This is a genomic window from Phenylobacterium sp. LH3H17 (assembly GCF_024298925.1).
Lineage (GTDB): Bacteria > Pseudomonadota > Alphaproteobacteria > Caulobacterales > Caulobacteraceae > Phenylobacterium.
On record NZ_CP101283.1, the window covers coordinates 1,399,886 to 1,415,242 of the forward strand.

Annotated in this window: 16 protein-coding genes and 1 pseudogene; 6 read left to right on the forward strand and 11 right to left on the reverse strand. The window is 70.0% G+C overall.

Annotated elements, in window-relative coordinates:
- Nucleotides 1–8 precede the first annotated feature (8 nt).
- The 9 genes and pseudogenes from M9M90_RS06775 to M9M90_RS06810 form a co-directional block, all read right to left on the reverse strand.
- Nucleotides 9–794: a pseudouridine synthase gene (locus tag M9M90_RS06775; RefSeq protein WP_254836403.1), complete on the reverse strand. Its 786-nt coding sequence runs from the start codon at nt 792–794 to the stop codon at nt 9–11.
- 256 nt (nt 795–1,050) lie between these two features.
- Nucleotides 1,051–1,695 carry a methyltransferase domain-containing protein gene (locus M9M90_RS06780; protein ID WP_371876923.1) on the reverse strand — a complete coding sequence of 215 codons (645 nt, stop codon included), beginning with the start codon at nt 1,693–1,695 and terminating at the stop codon, nt 1,051–1,053.
- A gap of 33 nt (nt 1,696–1,728) precedes the next feature.
- Nucleotides 1,729–1,833 (reverse strand): annotated as a pseudogene (locus M9M90_RS21270) (putative RNA methyltransferase); the annotation flags it as partial.
- A 36-nt stretch (nt 1,834–1,869) separates the two neighbouring features.
- The gene (locus M9M90_RS06785; protein WP_254836405.1) at nt 1,870–3,381 is read right to left on the reverse strand and encodes a S10 family peptidase; all 1,512 of its coding nucleotides are present in this window, start codon (nt 3,379–3,381) and stop codon (nt 1,870–1,872) included.
- A 58-nt stretch (nt 3,382–3,439) separates the two neighbouring features.
- Nucleotides 3,440–4,078, reverse strand: coding sequence for a peptidylprolyl isomerase (locus tag M9M90_RS06790; protein ID WP_254836406.1), 639 nt, complete (start codon nt 4,076–4,078; stop codon nt 3,440–3,442).
- A 224-nt stretch (nt 4,079–4,302) separates the two neighbouring features.
- Nucleotides 4,303–4,494: a hypothetical protein gene (locus M9M90_RS06795; RefSeq protein WP_254836407.1), complete on the reverse strand. Its 192-nt coding sequence runs from the start codon at nt 4,492–4,494 to the stop codon at nt 4,303–4,305.
- Between the two features lie 65 nt (nt 4,495–4,559).
- Nucleotides 4,560–6,134 (reverse strand): HAMP domain-containing sensor histidine kinase, encoded by a 1,575-nt coding sequence (locus M9M90_RS06800; protein WP_254836408.1) that lies wholly within the window; start codon nt 6,132–6,134, stop codon nt 4,560–4,562.
- Nucleotides 6,131–6,835 carry a response regulator transcription factor gene (locus M9M90_RS06805; protein ID WP_254836409.1) on the reverse strand — a complete coding sequence of 235 codons (705 nt, stop codon included), beginning with the start codon at nt 6,833–6,835 and terminating at the stop codon, nt 6,131–6,133. Before M9M90_RS06805 ends, M9M90_RS06800 begins: the two co-directional genes overlap by 4 nt.
- Before the next feature lie 11 nt (nt 6,836–6,846).
- On the reverse strand, nt 6,847–8,394 hold the full coding sequence (locus M9M90_RS06810) for a DUF4153 domain-containing protein (protein WP_254836410.1): 1,548 nt from the start codon (nt 8,392–8,394) through the stop codon (nt 6,847–6,849).
- Nucleotides 8,395–9,103: 709 nt separating this feature from the next.
- On the opposite strand from M9M90_RS06810, the gene M9M90_RS06815 reads away from it, so the two are divergent.
- Both M9M90_RS06815 and M9M90_RS06820 read left to right on the forward strand, forming a co-directional pair.
- Nucleotides 9,104–9,913 carry a PEPxxWA-CTERM sorting domain-containing protein gene (locus tag M9M90_RS06815; protein ID WP_254836411.1) on the forward strand — a complete coding sequence of 270 codons (810 nt, stop codon included), beginning with the start codon at nt 9,104–9,106 and terminating at the stop codon, nt 9,911–9,913.
- Nucleotides 9,914–10,031: 118 nt separating this feature from the next.
- A complete protein-coding gene (locus M9M90_RS06820; protein WP_254836412.1) occupies nt 10,032–10,292 on the forward strand; it encodes a hypothetical protein in 261 nt (86 codons plus the stop codon).
- 33 nt (nt 10,293–10,325) lie between these two features.
- Here the strand turns inward: M9M90_RS06820 and M9M90_RS06825 are convergent, their stop codons facing one another.
- The gene (locus tag M9M90_RS06825; RefSeq protein WP_254836413.1) at nt 10,326–11,693 is read right to left on the reverse strand and encodes an MFS transporter; all 1,368 of its coding nucleotides are present in this window, start codon (nt 11,691–11,693) and stop codon (nt 10,326–10,328) included.
- A 109-nt stretch (nt 11,694–11,802) separates the two neighbouring features.
- On the opposite strand from M9M90_RS06825, the gene M9M90_RS06830 reads away from it, so the two are divergent.
- The 4 genes from M9M90_RS06830 (at nt 11,803) to M9M90_RS06845 (ending at nt 14,832) form a co-directional block, all read left to right on the forward strand.
- Nucleotides 11,803–12,438 (forward strand): glutathione S-transferase family protein, encoded by a 636-nt coding sequence (locus tag M9M90_RS06830; RefSeq protein WP_254836414.1) that lies wholly within the window; start codon nt 11,803–11,805, stop codon nt 12,436–12,438.
- A complete protein-coding gene (locus M9M90_RS06835) occupies nt 12,435–13,214 on the forward strand; it encodes a M48 family metallopeptidase (protein ID WP_254836415.1) in 780 nt (259 codons plus the stop codon). Before M9M90_RS06830 ends, M9M90_RS06835 begins: the two co-directional genes overlap by 4 nt.
- A 92-nt stretch (nt 13,215–13,306) precedes the next feature.
- Nucleotides 13,307–14,101: an SDR family oxidoreductase gene (locus tag M9M90_RS06840; protein ID WP_254836416.1), complete on the forward strand. Its 795-nt coding sequence runs from the start codon at nt 13,307–13,309 to the stop codon at nt 14,099–14,101.
- 32 nt (nt 14,102–14,133) lie between these two features.
- Nucleotides 14,134–14,832: a glutathione S-transferase family protein gene (locus tag M9M90_RS06845; RefSeq protein ID WP_254836417.1), complete on the forward strand. Its 699-nt coding sequence runs from the start codon at nt 14,134–14,136 to the stop codon at nt 14,830–14,832.
- Here the strand turns inward: M9M90_RS06845 and M9M90_RS06850 are convergent.
- Complete coding sequence (locus M9M90_RS06850) at nt 14,829–15,017, reverse strand: hypothetical protein (protein ID WP_254836418.1); 189 nt, start codon at nt 15,015–15,017, stop codon at nt 14,829–14,831. The genes M9M90_RS06845 and M9M90_RS06850 overlap by 4 nt on opposite strands.
- Nucleotides 15,018–15,357 lie beyond the last annotated feature (340 nt).

The window sequence follows — 15,357 nt, forward strand, 5'->3', positions numbered from 1 at the left end:
AGGCCAGCTCAGGTTGTGGCGGGCGCGCGCTGGGGCGGGCTGATCAAGGCGGTGCGCTCGGCCGGGGTGATGTGTCGCCAGCGGCCCTCGGGAAGGTCGGCCAGGCGCAGGGTCCCGATGCGGACGCGGAACAGGTCGACGACATTGAGCTCGACCATCTCGCACATCCGGCGGATCTGGCGGTTGCGGCCTTCCTTGAGCACGAAGCGCAGGAGCTGGCCCTCCACCACCTTGACCTTGGCGTAGCGGAGCTGGCGGCCGTCGAGCTGCAGGCCGTGGCGCAGCATGGTCAGCTTCTTCTCGGTGATCTGGCCGGTGACCCGGACCATGTATTCCTTCTCCAGGTTGGAGTCGGGGCCGATGACCGCCTTGGCCACCACCCCGTCCTCGGAGAGGATCAGCAGGCCGCGCGAGTCCATGTCCAGGCGGCCCACGGGGGCGAGGCGGGAATCCCAGTCGGGGATGGTCGCCGCCGGGCCGTAGAGCGCCTCGCGGGTCAGCAGGCGCACGGCGGGGACCTGGCCCGGGTCGGGCTGGGAGGAGACCACCCCCACAGGCTTGTGGACGATCACCGTCATCGAGGATTCCAGCGCCGCCTGGGCGACGTCGGCCAGGGTGAGGGTCTGGCCGGGCTCGATCTTGCGGCCGACGTCGTCGACCCGCTGGCCGTCGATGGAGACCAGGCCCTGTGCGATCAGGCCCTCGGCCTCACGGCGCGAGCAGACGCCGTTCTGCGCGAGCCAGCGGTTTACGCGCTGGGGCTCGGGTTCGTCATAGAGGCGGGTCCAGGCCATGGGATCTCAGGTCGGTGGGCGGACCGACCTTCTAATGCAGCAAGGAGTCAAAGTCCCCCTCAGTCGGCTTCGCCGCCAGCTCCCCCAGTGGGCATCTAGGTTGGTGGTGACCAGATCCTCCCCCAGCGCGAAGCGCGGTCTGGGGGAGGTGGATCGGAGCGAAGCGGAGAGCCGGAGGGGGTTGAAGCGCACCGTCATTGGTCAAAGTCCCCCTCACCCGGCCATGCGGCCGGGAGCTCCCCCAGTGGGGGAGCATCTAGGGGAGTCTTTCATAGGTGCGGATGATGACGTCGACCTCGGTTTCGAGGTGGTCGAGGCCGGCGAGGCGCTCGCGGGCGTCGGCGGCCCAGGCGTAGGGGGTCATGCCGATCAGGGCGGCGATGGCCGCGGCGTCGCGGAGTTCGAGGTCGTAGCGGACGCGGGCCTCGGCGATGAGCGCGAAGCCCTCGGTGAGCGGCGGGACGCCCGGATGCTCGGTGGGGGTCTCGTAGATCAGGGTCCGCAGGCCGAAGAGGTGGCGCGGCCCGGCGGCGCCGACGATCAGCCGGCCGGCGGGGCGCAGGGCCCGGTGGGCCTCGGCGATCTCCAGCGGCGCGAAGTGGGAGACGAGCGCGTCGACGGCGCCGGTGATGAGCGGTAGGCGGTGAGCGCCGGCCACGGCGTAGAGGCCGGCCGGATCGCGCCTGGCGGCCGCCTCGACGGCGTGGCGGGAGATGTCGAGGCCGTGGCGGTCGAGGGGCCGGTCGGCCCGCTCGGCCAGGCGGCGCAGGTAGTGGCCCTCGCCGCAGCCCACATCGACGATGCGCCGGGCGGTCGGGTCGGCGAGGACGGCGTCGGCCAGGGCGTCGGCCACCGGGGCGTACCAGCCGGCGTCGAGGAAAGCGGCGCGCGCGGCCATCATGGCCTTGTCGTCGCCGGGGTCCTTCGAGCGGCGCTGGTTGGCCAGCAGCAGGTTCACATAGCCCGAGCGCGCGACGTCATAGGCGTGGCCCGCCTCGCAGCGGAAGGCGGCCCCCTCCCGCGCGAGCGGCTGGGCGCAGACGGGGCAGGCGAGGAGCGGCGCCGTGTGCGGCCCCTACTTAGCGCCGGCGCGGATGAAGGCGCGGATGTCGGTGGAGAGCTTGGCCAGGTCTGCCTCGCGCACGTACATCATGTGGCCGGCGTCGTAGTAGCGGAACGAGACGCGGTCGGCGGGAACGCCGGTGCGCGACAGGGCGTATTCCGCGCCGAAGAAGGGGGTGGCAAAGTCGTACCACCCCTGGCCGACGAAGACGCGCAGGCTGCTGTTCTCGCGCATGGCCTTGGCGATGTAGGGCGTGACGTTGAGATAGGCGTCCAGGTCTCGGTCGCCGCCCATCCGCCAGTCCCAGGGGCCGACCGGGCCGATGGTGACGTATTCCCGGTCCATCTTCAGCTTCAGGTCGCGGCGGACATAGTCGTTGATGGCCGCGGTATAGGCGCCGTCGATGCCGTAGAAGCTGGGATCGTTGTCGGGCTCCTCGCCGGCGCTGTCGTAGTCGACGCCGGTGTAGCGGCTATCGAGCCGACCCACGGTCAGGCCGCGGTCGCGCAGCAGCTCCTTGTAGAAGCGCCCGGCCGTCACGCGCAGCTCGGCGCGGTCGAGATAGGCCTCCGACAGGCCGGTGAAGCGCGAGAGCTTGGCTCTGACGGCGGCGCGCTCCGGGTCCTTCAGGCGATTGCCCTTGAGCAGGGCGCCGGCGTACTCGCCGACGGCGAAGGCGCGGGCCTCCTCGACGAAGGCCTCTACGCCGGGGGGCTTGTCGGCCAGCTTGCCGTGATACCAGGCGGTGGCCGCCATCGAGGGCAGGGTCACCACGTAGGCCATCTCGTTGCCGGGGGACTCGGCCTGGGCGCCGAAGTCGAGGATGGTCGAGATCAGGAGGATTCCGTTCAGCGAGACGTCGTTGTAGGCGCCCTCCAACTGGTCGACCACGGCGGCCGACCGAGTGGTGCCGTAGCTCTCTCCGCCCAGGTATTTGGGCGAATTCCAGCGGCCGTTCTCGCGCAGCCAGATGCGGATGAACTGGGCCACCGAGCGGGCGTCGGCGGTGAGGCCCCAGAACTCCTTCGGGTCGGTCTTGCCGAGCGCCTTGGAGAAGCCGGTGCCGACCGGATCGATGAAGACGATGTCGGTGACGTCGAGCAGGCTCATCGGATTGTCGACGATGGGATAGGGCGGGGCCGCGTCGTCCTTGGCGTCGGAGGGCACCACCACGCGCTTGGGCCCGAAGGCGCCCATGTGCAGCCACACCGAGCCGGAGCCGGGGCCGCCGTTGAACAGGAAGGTGACGGGGCGGTTTGGGTCAGGCTTGCCGGCCTTGACGTAGGAGGTCGAGAAGATCGCCGCGGTGGGCTTGCCGTCCTTGTCGGTGAGGTAGGTCTCGCCGGTGGTGGCCACATAATCGATGGCGACGCCGCCGAACCGGCCTGAGTGGCTGGTGACCGAGACGTTGGGCGGCGGGATCGGGGCCTCGGCCTTGGTCTCCGGCTTGGGCGCGTCCTGGGCCAGGGCGGCGGGCGCGAGGAACAGGGCCGCGAGCGCGGCGGCGATGCAGACGGATTTCAAGGCGAGCGTCCCTCGGGTCAAGCTTGAGCGGTATCTGGCACGTTCCAGGATTGCGGGCCTAGCCCGCCCGGCGCGCCGTGATGATCTTGACGGGCTTGGCGAGGATCTCGCCCTTCATGACGCCCTCGCCCTTGGTGGGGGAGGTGGGGGCGGCGAGGATCTTGCGGACGGTGTCCATGCCGTCGACGACCTTGCCGAACACCGCGAAGCCGAGGTTGTCGCCGGGCAGGGCGGGGTTGGCGTCCATATAGGTCATGTCGCCCACCACGATGAAGAAGTCGGAGGTGGCGCTGCCCGGATCGAAGCGGCCCATGGAGATGGCGCCGTCGGTGTGGGAGAGGCCGGTCTTGGTGGTGGGCTCGTGGGCGATAGGCTTCAGCACCCGGGCCGGATCGTTCTGTGCGCCGCCCTGGATGAGGCCGAACTCCGGGGCGTTGGGGGTCTTGGACGCCCGGTAGAAGGTCACGCCGTCATAGCGCTTCTGGTCGACGTAGCGGAGGAAGTTGGCCGTGGTGATCGGGGCCTTGTCCTTCTGCAGTTCCAGGACGATGGGGCCCTCGGAGGTGGTGAGGGTCACCTTGACGGTGGCGGCCGGCGGCGGCGCGGGGGGGGTCTGGGCGAGGGCCGGGGTGGCGGCGAGCAGGGCCGCGGCGGCGAAGGCGCGCAGGGCCAGGCGGCGGAGGGATCGGTGCGACATGGCGGGAGATTACAGCGGGGGGGCGGGGTGGCAATGGCCGCGATCCCTGGGAGTTGAACACAGGGTCCTCCCCAAGCGCGCAGCGCGGTTTGGGGGAGGTGGATCGTCGCCTCTTGGCGACGAGACGGAGGGGGTTGAAGCGCGCGAAGGCGAGTCAACGTCCCCCTCAGTCGGCTTCGCCGACAGCTCCCCCAGAGGGGGAGCATCTGGTCCGCGCTGGCCGACTAGAACCGCCGCGCGCCGACGCGGGCCAGGGCGCTGAGCGCGAAGGCGGCGAAGAGGCCGCTGCGGCGGGCGGCCTCGGGGTCGGGGGCTTGACCGCTGGCGGCGATCCCGGCCGGGCGGCGCAGGGTCCAGGTCCAGGTTCGGCCCTGGACGGTCAGCAGGATCTCATAGCCTTCGGGGACGTCTTGCATGGGGACAGCATGGGGCCGCCGCGTGGAGCGGTGACGGCGGCGATGTGGAGATGCGGTGCAGGTGCTCAGGCCTGGACCCGGGGCAGGACGATCTCGAACCGGGCGCCGGCGGGTGAGGGGACGAGTTCCAGGCGGCCGTGGCTGGCGGCGAGCAGGGAGCGGGCGATGGGCAGGCCCAGGCCCGTGCCGCCCTCGGCCCTGCGGCTGGTGAAGAAGGGCTCGAACAGGCGCTCGCGGTCGGCGGCGGGGACGCCGGGTCCGTCGTCGGCGAGGGTGACCGTGACGAAGTGCTCGGTGACCGTGGCGGCGAGGGTCGCCTGGCGGGCGCCGGCCTGGCGGCTGTTCTGAAGCAGGGCGGCGAGCACGGTCTCCAGCGTCGCCTCTGGGACGGCCACCCGGGGCAGGGCGGGCGGCAGGTCGATCCGGACGGCGAAGGCCTCGTTCGCGAAGCCGTCGGCGACACGGCGGACCGGGGCGGCGAGGTCGAGGGCGGCGTCGGCCGGGGGCTGGGCCATGTCGGCGCGGGCCAGGTCCAGCAGGCGGGTGACCAGGCGCGAGAGCCGGGCGTTGTCGGCGGCGATATTGTCCAGGAAGCCGCGACGCTCCTCCGGGCTCATGGTCTCGGCGTGGTCCTGCAGCAGCTCGACGGCCCCGCCGATGCCGGCCAGGGGGGTCTTGAACTCATGGCTGACGGCGGCGGCGAAGTCGCGCAGATAGCCCGACCGGCGGTCGATGGCCTCGCTCATGGCGCGGAAGTCCTCGTAGAGGGCGCGGATCTCGATGGCGGCGGTGGTCGGCGTGGCGGGCATGCCGCCGCGCCCGGCGGCGACCTCGCGGGAGGCGGCGCTGAGCGCCTCGATCGGCCGGGTGACGCCGCGCGAGACCAGGCCCGACAGCACGATCAGCATGCCGAAGATGCCGGCGACCCCGACGGCGATCTTGCCCCGGTCCTCGTAGAGGCCGCGGAACAAGGCGCGAGGCGAGCGCGAGAGCAGCATGACGCCCACCACCTGGCCGTTCGCGACCACCGGGCGGGCGTGGTGCAGGCGCACGGCGGAGGCGCGGCTCAGCCATTCGAAGGAATAGACCGGGTGGTAGTCGCCGTTGCGGCGGATGACGGTGCGCGCGGCGCCGGCCAGGGCGGCCTGGACCTCAGGCAGGGCCGCGAGGCTTCCGCCGCCGGGACGGGCGTCGGCGATGGCGCCCCGGCCGTCCAGCAGGATGACCGAGGCCAGGGTCGTGCGGGTGGTCTCGGCGATCACCGGGGCGAGCCGTGCGGCGATGGCCACGGCGCGGAGGTCGGGCGCGGCGCCAGGGGCCGGGGCGGGGCGCTCGGCCAGGATCGGCGAGGCGTAGAGGTCGATGCTGGTGGGCTCGGGCCGGTGATGGTCGCCGGGAAGGGCGTTGGCCGTGGGCGGCCGTGCGCCCGGCCAGCCGGCGCCGGCCACCGCGGCCAGGGCCGCGCCCTGGGCCACCAGCTCGGCCTCGGTCTGGCGCACCAGGGCGTTCTCATAGACCCGCAGGCCGATGGCCCCGAGCCCGGGCAGGGCGGCGGCGAACAGCAGCACCGAGAGCAGGATGGTGCGCAGGCGCAGGGCGGGCCAATGGCGCTTGGCGAAATCCTTCAGCGCGCCGATCACGCCGCCGGGCCGCGGCAAGGTCCCAGGCGGTAGCCGACGCCGGGGCGGGTCTCGATCACGTCATGGCCGCCCAGGCCCGCGAACTTGGCGCGCAGGTTGCGGATGTGGCTGTCGATGGTGCGGTCGGTGATGGCGAAGCCGGGGCCGTGCAGGCGGTCGATGATGGCGTCGCGGGTGAAGACCTTGGTGGGCGCCGAGGCCAGGGCGCGCAGGATGCCGAACTCGGTGACGGTGAGCGGGGCCTCGGCCTCGCCCCACCACGCGCTCCAGCTCTCGGGATCAAGCCGCAGGCGGCCGCGGGAGAGGCCGGCGTCGGGCTCGGCCGGCGGACGCGGCGCGCCGGCGCGCCGCAGGATGGCCTGGACCCGGGCCACCACCTCGCGGGGGCTGAAGGGCTTGACCACATAGTCGTCGGCGCCGAGCTCGATGCCCAGCACCCGGTCGATCTCGTCGTCGCGGGAGGACAGGAAGAGGATCGGCAGGTCGCCCTGGGCGCGCAGGCGGCGGCAGACGTCCAGGCCGTTGAGGCGGGGCATGTTGATGTCGAGCACCACCAGGTCGGGAGGATCGGCGGCGACGGCGGCGAGCGCGGCCTCGCCGTCCGGCGCCTCGCGGGTCGCCAGGCCCGCCTTGGCGAAGGCGAAGGCCAGGAGCTGGCGGATGTGCGGGTCGTCGTCGACGATCAGGATCGTGCGGTCCATGGGGCGCATGTTCAGTCTGCCGGAGGCGCGGTCAATGGCGTAGCCCCCGTCTGGACCGGCTTGGGCGGAGGCTGGAGGACGCCGCAATCGTCGCGCGCGCCGGGCAGGGCGGGGGGGATTGGCCGGGCGGCCAGCAGGCGCTCGGCGCGGTCCAGGCGGCGCTGGCCGCGCCAGGTCCAGGATCGCCATTGGGACTGGCGGTCGTCCAGTTCACCGGCAAGTTCGCCGCGCACGAAGGCGACGCGATCACGGAAGGCCGGGGGGAGGGCTTTCGCCTGAGCGAGTTCGGTGAGCGGGATCAGCGAGGCGCCTTGCAGGCCGCGCAGGTAGCAGAGGTCGAGTTCCGCGCCGCGGCCCCCGACCTCCCGGGCGTGGCGGACGTTCCAGGCAGCGGCCAAGGCGCCCTCGTCGACAATGCTGGCCAGAGTCAGGACCAGGCCGGCGCAGAGGACATTGGCGTTGATCAGCCAGGCCGCGCCCCGGTTCTTCAGCATCCGCCAGCAGATCAGGACCAGCCCGACGGCCACCAGCACCATCCAGGCCAGGGCGGCGATCCGCAGGCGCGTCAGGGAATAGGCCTCCACATAGTCCAGGGTGCGCAGCATCGTCGAGGCGACCAGGAACAGGTTCTGGGCGATCCAGGCGATCACCAGCCAGCGGACCAGGGGACGCTCGGCGGTCCTGCTGCCCGGGCGCAGCGCGACCAGGACGAAGAGGCCGGCCAGCAGGGCGGTGACGATCAGCGGGTAGGCGCCGCGGTGGGCGTATTCGGCCAGGGTCACGCCCTCGGGGAGGGGCGCGCCACTCCACAGGAAGGCGAGGTCCAGGGCGTTCTGGCCGGCGAAAAGCAGGTTGAACACCGCCAGGGAGAGGATGGTCGAGGCGGCGCTTAGGCCGGGCGCCTCGGTCGTCCCGAGTCGAGGGAGGGCCAGGGGCCGGCGCAGGAAGCGAGGCCGCAGGGCGCCCCAGACGGGGACCGCGACGAACAGCCAGAAGACGCCCCGGCCGAAGTTTGGCGGCGGGATGCTGAGGCGCGCCAGAGCCTGGGAGATCACCGGGTTGGCGAAGGCGAACAGCCCGAAGAAGACGAGACCGCCCAGGATGGGCATGGCGACCAGGCCGAGGCCGGCGGTGAGCCGCCGCGGCGGCGAGCGGCGGCGGACCTTGCGCAGGGCCAGCCAATCGGCGGCAGGCCCTACCAGGCCGGCCAGGCCTTGGAAGGCCAGCCGCTGGAACCAGCGCCAGGCGTCGTCGAGGCGCCCCGCCCGGGGGGAGAGCACCGCCACCCCGAGCGCCGTGCAGTAGAGCAGCCAGCCGAGGAGGGTGAAGGTCTCGATGAGCAGCAGGCCGAAGGCGGCGGCCACGGCGGCTGCGGTGCGGGCGCGGGCGTCGCGCCGCAGGGCGGGATGGGCGACGAGGGCCGCGGCGAGCCAGGCCAGGGCGAAGGCCCCGACGGCGCCCCCGAGGCTCTTTCCCCGGTCCAGGAACAGCAGGTCGGCCAGCGCCACCAAGGCGGCGGCGAGGATCAGCTTGATGTGGAAGCTCAAGCGGCGCGGCATGTGGTGGGTCCCCGGCGAATGGAGACCCGGTTCTGCCCGCGCCGGGTCCAGGCGGGCGGGGGCTCTGCGTGCAGGCGGCGACCCGACCCCGTGCAGATCTGGTGCAGGTCCACGCCAGCGGCGCGGCGGCGCCGGCAGGCGACCAATTCCACCATTCCAATTGGTGGAGCTTCAAGAGTAACGATCGAGTCGACTTGGGCTCGAATGAAGCAACTCGGGTTCCCGTCGACGGTATGGTTAACGGCCGAGCCAAGTCTCCCGGCGCGAGCAGATCACGTTGAGTATGCGGCGGCGGCGAGCGCGCTTTGCTGTGAAGGACCGCCCCAGATGGTTAAGCTTGAAACCCTTGCTGGTTAACGGATTGCGCTCTGCGACCCAGACCGTCGCCGCCGCCCAAGTCGCGACCACCCCGGCAAGCTACATCTGCCAGTAAGCGTGGCTGGTAGGAGCTTGCCGTAGTGCATACGGACTATGGATGCTTGATAAATGTCAGATGAGCGGTCAATCGTCGGTCGCCTTGGGGGCAACCCCGTGTTGCGATGACATGTTTGTGACGCAGGACAACTGGGGAATTAGTCTCGGAATCGGGGAATCAGAGAACGCGAATCGTTGAAAGTGTTGACAAGAGGTTAAGGCCAGTGACCAATTGCCGCATTCCTGCCACGATGGGGAAACCTGCGTGGAGGGCGAACTTGGTAAGGGGCTTAACATGAAGACTAGACTGCTATGTGGCGCCGCGGCGCTGCTAGGCGTCGTCAGCATTGCTGGATCGGCTTCGGCCGCCGGCTTCGTCAACGGCGCTTTCGAGACCGGCACCGCCGCCGGATGGACTGAATCCTCCAGCACCTATCGCGCTAGCGTCGACAACGCGAACCTGACGACGGCCTTCGTGAAGGCGAATACCGGCAGCGGTATGCATTCGTCGATCATCAGCGCTGGCACGATCGACCCGAACGTCGGCGCCGCTCTCGGCTCCACGGTCTACAGCGGCAACTACAGCTACCGCGTGGAAGACACCACCTATGGCGGCTACGCTTCGTTGATCGAACAACAGGTCAACAACTACACCGACGCCAACATCTTCTTCGCCTGGAAGTCGGTGCTGCTCGGCGCTCACGGTGTCGACGACGCCGCGACGATGATCATCGTGCTGAAGGACCTGACGGCCAACACCGAGCTGCTCCGCCGCGAATACAATGCGGCCTCTGGCGGCGGTGGCGTTGACGCACGGTTCACGCTCGACGGCAGTGGCAACTACTACACGAAGGACTGGCAGATCGAACAGTTGGCGATCGGCGGGGCGCTCGGGCACGATCTCCTGCTCTCCGTGATCGGGTCCGACTGTCAGCCGACCGGCCACTGGGGCTATGTCTATCTCGACGGCTTCGGCTCGGTGACGCCTCCGCCCACCGGCGGCGGCATTCCGGAACCCTCGACCTGGGCCATGATGATCGCCGGCTTCGGCCTGGCGGGCTCCGCCCTCCGTCGTCGTCGTCCCGCGGCTTTGATGGCCGCCTGACACGCACGATGAACAGTAAGCGTTGAGGCGCCGCCGGCCCCCACCGGCGGCGTTTTTATGCCCGAACGCCGCGCCTGTGCGATGCTGCGCCCGACAGCAGCCCCCGCCGGAGTTCCCGATGAATCCCGACCAACCGACCCCGCTACAGCGCCGCATGCCGGCCAGCGTGGAGCTTGTGCTGCGCGCGCTCGGCCTGGCGGCGATCCTGGGCGCGGTGTTCGTGGACGAGGGCCCGGGCCGCTGGCTGGCGGTGGGAGGCGGCCTGTGGCTGGCCGCGATCTACCTCTATCGCGCCGTCACCGAGCGACCGAACCGCCGGCACCTGTTCTGGGCGGTCGTGTTCATCGCCCTGGCCGCCTGGCTCGGGACGCGGGCCTAGCCGGCGGGCCCGAAGGCCCGCCGTCACAGGGTCCTAGGACACCATCTCCTCGCGGATCGTCTTGCGGGCGATCCAGAAGAGGGCGAAGGCCAGGACGCCGAAGCAGGTCGAGATCATCAGCGCCCACCGCACGCCCTGGGCGGAGCCCATGCCGAAGCCGTTGGCCATGATGTCGGAGAGGATGCCCACGGCGAGCGGGCCGAGGCCCAGGCCGATCAGGTTGATGGTGAAGAGCAGGATGGCCGAGGTGGTGGCTCGCATGTGGGGCGGCACGATGGATTGGCCGATGGCGTAGACCGGGCCGTACCATAGCGAGCCGAGCAGGCCGTTGATCACCAGGATGCAGAGGGCGACGCTGGCCGACGGCACGCTGACGGCGATGATGTAGATCGGAACCGCGAGCAGCGAGGCGAAGGCGGGGACCACCACATAGCCGCGCAGGTCGCTCTTGGCGTACTTGTCGGCGATCTGGCCGCCCATCCACGACGAGATCGCGCCGGCCGTGCCGCCCATGAGGCCCAGCGCCAAGCCGAGGAAGCCCAGCGATTGCAGATTGAACATCGACGCCAGCCCGGCGACTTCCTCGGCGTGGACACGCATGAAGAACGAAGCGGTGAAGGGGGCATGGCCGTAACCGATGAAGGCCTTGATGGCGGCGCCGAAGGCGATCAGCCAGAAGGTCTTCTTCTTGGTGAGGTACTTCAGGGTCTCACCGAAGGTGGCCTGGGATGCGACGATCGAGGCGCTGTGGGCGGCCATGATCTTGCGAGGTTCTTTCAGCGTGAACCAGCACAGGAAGGCGAACAGGATGCCGGGGACCCCCGCCACCAGGAAGGCGGCGCGCCAGCCGTAGGCGTCGGCGACGAGGCCGCCCATGACAAGGCCCAAGAGGCCGCCCAGAGGCGTGCCCATGGAATAGAAGGCCAGCGCCGAGGCGCGCTTTTCCTTGGGCACGTAGTCGGCGATGAGCGAGTGGGCGGGCGGCGTGCAGCCGGCCTCGCCCACGCCCACGCCGATGCGGCAGAGGACCAGGGTCACGAAGCTGTTGGCGGCGCCCGAAAGGGCGGTGAAGCCCGACCAGACCGCCACCGCGGTGCCGATGATCATCGGGCGGTTCTTGCGCTCCGCCATGCGGGCGATGGGGATACCCAGCACGGTGTAGAAGATCGCGAAGGCCAGGCCGCTCATCAGGCCGAGCTGCCAATCGGCGAGGTGAAGTTCGTTCTTGATCGGCTCGGCCAGAATATTGATCACGGCGCGATCGAGGAAATTGATGGTGTAGATGCCCAGCAGCAGGAACATCGCGTAGCGCGTATAGGCAGGCGAAAACGGAGAGGAGGTGACCGTGGACGTGGCGGGGGGAACAATCGGTTCGGCCGACGGTGCGGCGGTCTCGGTCATGAAAGCGTTTCCTCGGAAATGACGAACTGGAATTCTTATTGTTGAAGCCACTGTAGCCGATCGCCCCCCTCATTGGGCAATAGGCTGACCCTTAGGAAATGGAGCGGCCATGGAACTCGTGATTGGAACCAAGCGGTGGTCGACCTGGTCGCTGCGCCCGTGGCTGGCGCTGAAGAGGACCGGGGCGCCGTTCACCGAGACCCTGATCGCCCTGCGCCAGGCCGACCACCAGACCGAGGCGGCCATCCTGCCGCACTCGCCTTCGGGCATGGTGCCAGCGCTTAAGGACGGCGACCTGCTGGTCTGGGACTCGCTGGCGATCTGCGAATACCTGGGCGAGAAATTCCCGGCGGCGCGGCTGTGGCCGGCCGATCCGGCCTTGCGCGCGCTGGCGCGGGCGGCGGCGAGCGAGATGCATTCGGGATTCCAGTCCCTGCGCGGCGAATGCCCGATGGCGCTGGAGACGGCGCCGAAGGTGGCGACCCTGTCGGAGGCCACCCAGAAGAATATCCGGCGGATCGTCGCCCTGTGGTCGGAGCTGCTGACCCGCTCGGGCGGACCGTTCCTGGCCGGCGAGTGGAGCATAGCCGACGCCTTCTACGCCCCGGTGGCGACCCGATTCCGGACCTATGGCGTGCACCTGAGCGACTATGGCGACGACGGGCGCTGCGGGACCTACATGACCCGGCTGCTGGCCACCCCGGAGTTCCTGGAATGGGAAGCCGCGGCCAAGGCGGGCGAATGACCTGCGCCTGCGCCACCCGGCGCGGCCTGCTCGCGGGGCTGACCTGCGGGGTGCTGGTCGCCGGCTGTTCGGAGAACGCGGCCACCGGGCGCCGCCAGTTCGCGCCGGTGCCCGACGACCAGCTCTCCCTGATGGCCGACCAGGCCTGGGCGCAGGTGCGCGCCGAGGCGCCGGTGCTGGCCGACGCGGCGTCCCAGGCGCGCCTGGCGCGGGTGGGAACCAAGCTCGCCAAGGCCAGCCGCCGCGCCGACCTGGCCTGGGAATTCACGGTGTTCGACCGGCCGGAGGTCAACGCCTTCGTCCTGCCCAACGGCAAGGTGGGGACCTTCCGCGGCCTGATGGAGTTCACCAGGGACGATGACGAGCTGGGCGCGGTGATCGGCCACGAGATCGGCCATGTCATCGCCCGACACCCCGCCGAGCGGGTCAGCCAGCAATTGGCGGTCGAGGTGGGGGTCGGGCTGGTCCAGGCGGTGCTGGCCAACGGCGACTACGCCGAGCATGCGGGGGATATCGCCGGCGCCCTGGGCATGGGGGCCATGTACGGGGTGATCCTGCCCTATTCGCGCAAGCACGAGCTGGAGGCCGACCGCGTCGGGCTGGACCTCATGCAGCAGGCGGGGATGGATCCCGGTGGCGCGCTGCGGTTCTTCGGGCGGATGGCGGAGACCAGCGCCAGCCGGCCGCAGCCGCCCGAGGTGCTGTCGACCCATCCGGCCGACGCCGCGCGGCTGAAGGCCCTGCGCGAGGCCGTGGCGGCCCTGCCCAAGGGATAGGAATTGGCCGAAAGGCCGGGCGACGTGGCGTCAGCCTTCCTCTCCCGGGGTCACGGGGACTAGGGTCCTCTCCAACAAGGGAGAGGAACACCATGGCTCAGGACACCCAACTGGCGGGCAAGACCGCCTTCGTCGCCGGCGGCTCCAGCGGGATCAATCTGGGGATCGCCAAGCGGTTCGCCGCGGCCGGGGCCAATGTGGTGCTGATCAGCCGCAGCCCGGAAAAAATCGAGGCCGCCGCCAAGGAGGTCTCCACCTTCGGCAAGCCCGCCATCGGCATCGCCGCCGACGTGCGCGACTACGCCGCCGTCGAGGCCGCGCTGAAGCGCACCTTCGACGAGTTCGGCCCCATCGACATCGTGCTGTCGGGCGCGGCGGGGAATTTCGTCGCCCCGGCGCTGGGCATGAGCGCCAACGGCTTCAAGACCGTGGTCGACATCGACCTGATCGGCACCTTCAACGTGCTGCGCGCCTCGTTCGAGTTCCTGCGCCGGCCCGGCGCCTCGCTGATCTCGATCACCGCGGGACAGGCCGAGCGCGCCAGCCTGTTCCAGGCCCATGTCTGCGCCGCCAAGGCCGGGATCAACATGCTGACCAAGTGCCTGGCCCTGGAGTGGGGACCGGCCGGGGTGCGGGTGAACGCCATCTCGCCCGGGCCCATCGCCGACACCGAGGGCATGGCGCGGCTGGCCTCCACGCCGGAGGCCGAGGCGCGGGTGAAGGAGCGCAACCCGATGCGCCGCTACGGCACCAAGGACGAGATCGCCGACATGGCGCTGTTCCTGTCGTCGGACCAGGCCCGCTACGTCAACGGCGCCATCGTGCCGGTGGACGGGGGCAGCGGGGTGGGCGATGCTTCGGGCAACGCGCTGGCGAATTACGCCTGAGGCGCTGAAGGTTTTTCAGGGAAGCATTTGAAATGAAGCTCTATTCCGGAGACTTGAGCCCGTATTCCGCCAAGGTGCGGATGCAGATCTACGCCAAGGGGATCTCCGACATCGAGATCGAACTGCCGCCAGGTTTCCTGACCGGGGAGTTCCACAAGGTCTCGCCGCTGGCGCGTATCCCGGTGCTGGACCTGGGCGGGGACGTGATCCCGGAATCGGAGGTCATCAGCGAATATATCGAGGAGACCCACCCGACGCCGCGGCTGCTGGGCGCCACCCCGCGGGAGACGGCGGCCATCCGCACGGTCTCGCGGATCGCCGACATCTACCTGATGAACAACATGTTCATGCTGGCCGGGCAGGGCCGCAAGTCCACCCGCGACCAGGGGGTCGTCGACCTGCTGAGCGGCCAGGTGCTCCGCGGGATCAAGGCGCTGGAGCACTATATCGGGACCGACGGCTTCGCGGTCTCGGGGCGGCTGACCCTGGCCGACTGCACCCTGGTCCCGGCCCTGTTCCTGGTGGAGAACGTGATCCCGACGGTGGGGGTGGAGAACCCGATCCCCGGCTCGCCCAAGGTTGCGGCCTACTGGGCCGCGATCTCGAAGAACGAGCACGCCGCCCGCACCCTGGTGGAGCTGCATCGCGGGCTGGAGGAGCGCCGCGCCCTGATCGCCAAGATGGCGGCCAAGGCCCAGGCCGCCGAGACCAAGGCGTCCGAGACGGCCTAGGCCGTGCCGGCGGTTCCCCGCCGCTGGCGGGGGGCCACCGCGAAAACATGGATGGCGGCGGACTCGGCCTCGGGACGGGAGGGGGCGAAGCCGCCGGCCACCAGTTCGCCGTCGGCGTCGAACACCCGCCAGCGCCAGTCGGTGTCGGCCTGGTCGATGGCGTAGGCCAGCATCGGGTCGCCCATATTCCCCTCCGGTCACCCCGTCGGCCCGTATCAGAACGGGACCGCGAAGGCTGAAGCGAGCAAACACCGGGCCGGGTCGCCTTGGCGGCGCCGGGCGGCTATAGAGCCAAGGCGGTCAGCGGGCGTGGCGGAACTGGTAGACGCACCGGACTTAAAAGCGAAAAGCCGCCAAAAAAGTCCAATAAAATCAATAACGTAATGGAATTCTGGCCTTTACACACTGCTAGCACAATTCGGCTGGATTCCCGGCGGAGGCCGTCGAGGCAAGGAAAGGCCCTCCAAAATCGGACTTTTCGCTGGAAAATCGGACGAAATGTCTGATTATTCTTTTGATAGATCA

What these genes read in the sequence shown, in the direction of transcription:
- M9M90_RS06775 (WP_254836403.1), bottom strand. Translation starts at nt 794, where the DNA reads ATGGCCTGGACCCGCCTCTATGACGAACCCGAGCCCCAGCGCGTAAAC.
- M9M90_RS06790 (WP_254836406.1), bottom strand. Translation starts at nt 4,078, where the DNA reads ATGTCGCACCGATCCCTCCGCCGCCTGGCCCTGCGCGCCTTCGCCGCC.
- M9M90_RS06845 (WP_254836417.1), top strand. Translation starts at nt 14,134, where the DNA reads ATGAAGCTCTATTCCGGAGACTTGAGCCCGTATTCCGCCAAGGTGCGG.
- M9M90_RS06795 (WP_254836407.1), bottom strand. Translation starts at nt 4,494, where the DNA reads ATGCAAGACGTCCCCGAAGGCTATGAGATCCTGCTGACCGTCCAGGGC.
- M9M90_RS06830 (WP_254836414.1), top strand. Translation starts at nt 11,803, where the DNA reads ATGGAACTCGTGATTGGAACCAAGCGGTGGTCGACCTGGTCGCTGCGC.
- M9M90_RS06820 (WP_254836412.1), top strand. Translation starts at nt 10,032, where the DNA reads ATGAATCCCGACCAACCGACCCCGCTACAGCGCCGCATGCCGGCCAGC.
- M9M90_RS06850 (WP_254836418.1), bottom strand. Translation starts at nt 15,017, where the DNA reads ATGGGCGACCCGATGCTGGCCTACGCCATCGACCAGGCCGACACCGAC.
- M9M90_RS06815 (WP_254836411.1), top strand. Translation starts at nt 9,104, where the DNA reads ATGAAGACTAGACTGCTATGTGGCGCCGCGGCGCTGCTAGGCGTCGTC.
- M9M90_RS06780 (WP_371876923.1), bottom strand. Translation starts at nt 1,695, where the DNA reads ATGATGGCCGCGCGCGCCGCTTTCCTCGACGCCGGCTGGTACGCCCCG.
- M9M90_RS06835 (WP_254836415.1), top strand. Translation starts at nt 12,435, where the DNA reads ATGACCTGCGCCTGCGCCACCCGGCGCGGCCTGCTCGCGGGGCTGACC.
- M9M90_RS06840 (WP_254836416.1), top strand. Translation starts at nt 13,307, where the DNA reads ATGGCTCAGGACACCCAACTGGCGGGCAAGACCGCCTTCGTCGCCGGC.
- M9M90_RS06810 (WP_254836410.1), bottom strand. Translation starts at nt 8,394, where the DNA reads ATGCCGCGCCGCTTGAGCTTCCACATCAAGCTGATCCTCGCCGCCGCC.
- M9M90_RS06805 (WP_254836409.1), bottom strand. Translation starts at nt 6,835, where the DNA reads ATGGACCGCACGATCCTGATCGTCGACGACGACCCGCACATCCGCCAG.
- M9M90_RS06825 (WP_254836413.1), bottom strand. Translation starts at nt 11,693, where the DNA reads ATGACCGAGACCGCCGCACCGTCGGCCGAACCGATTGTTCCCCCCGCC.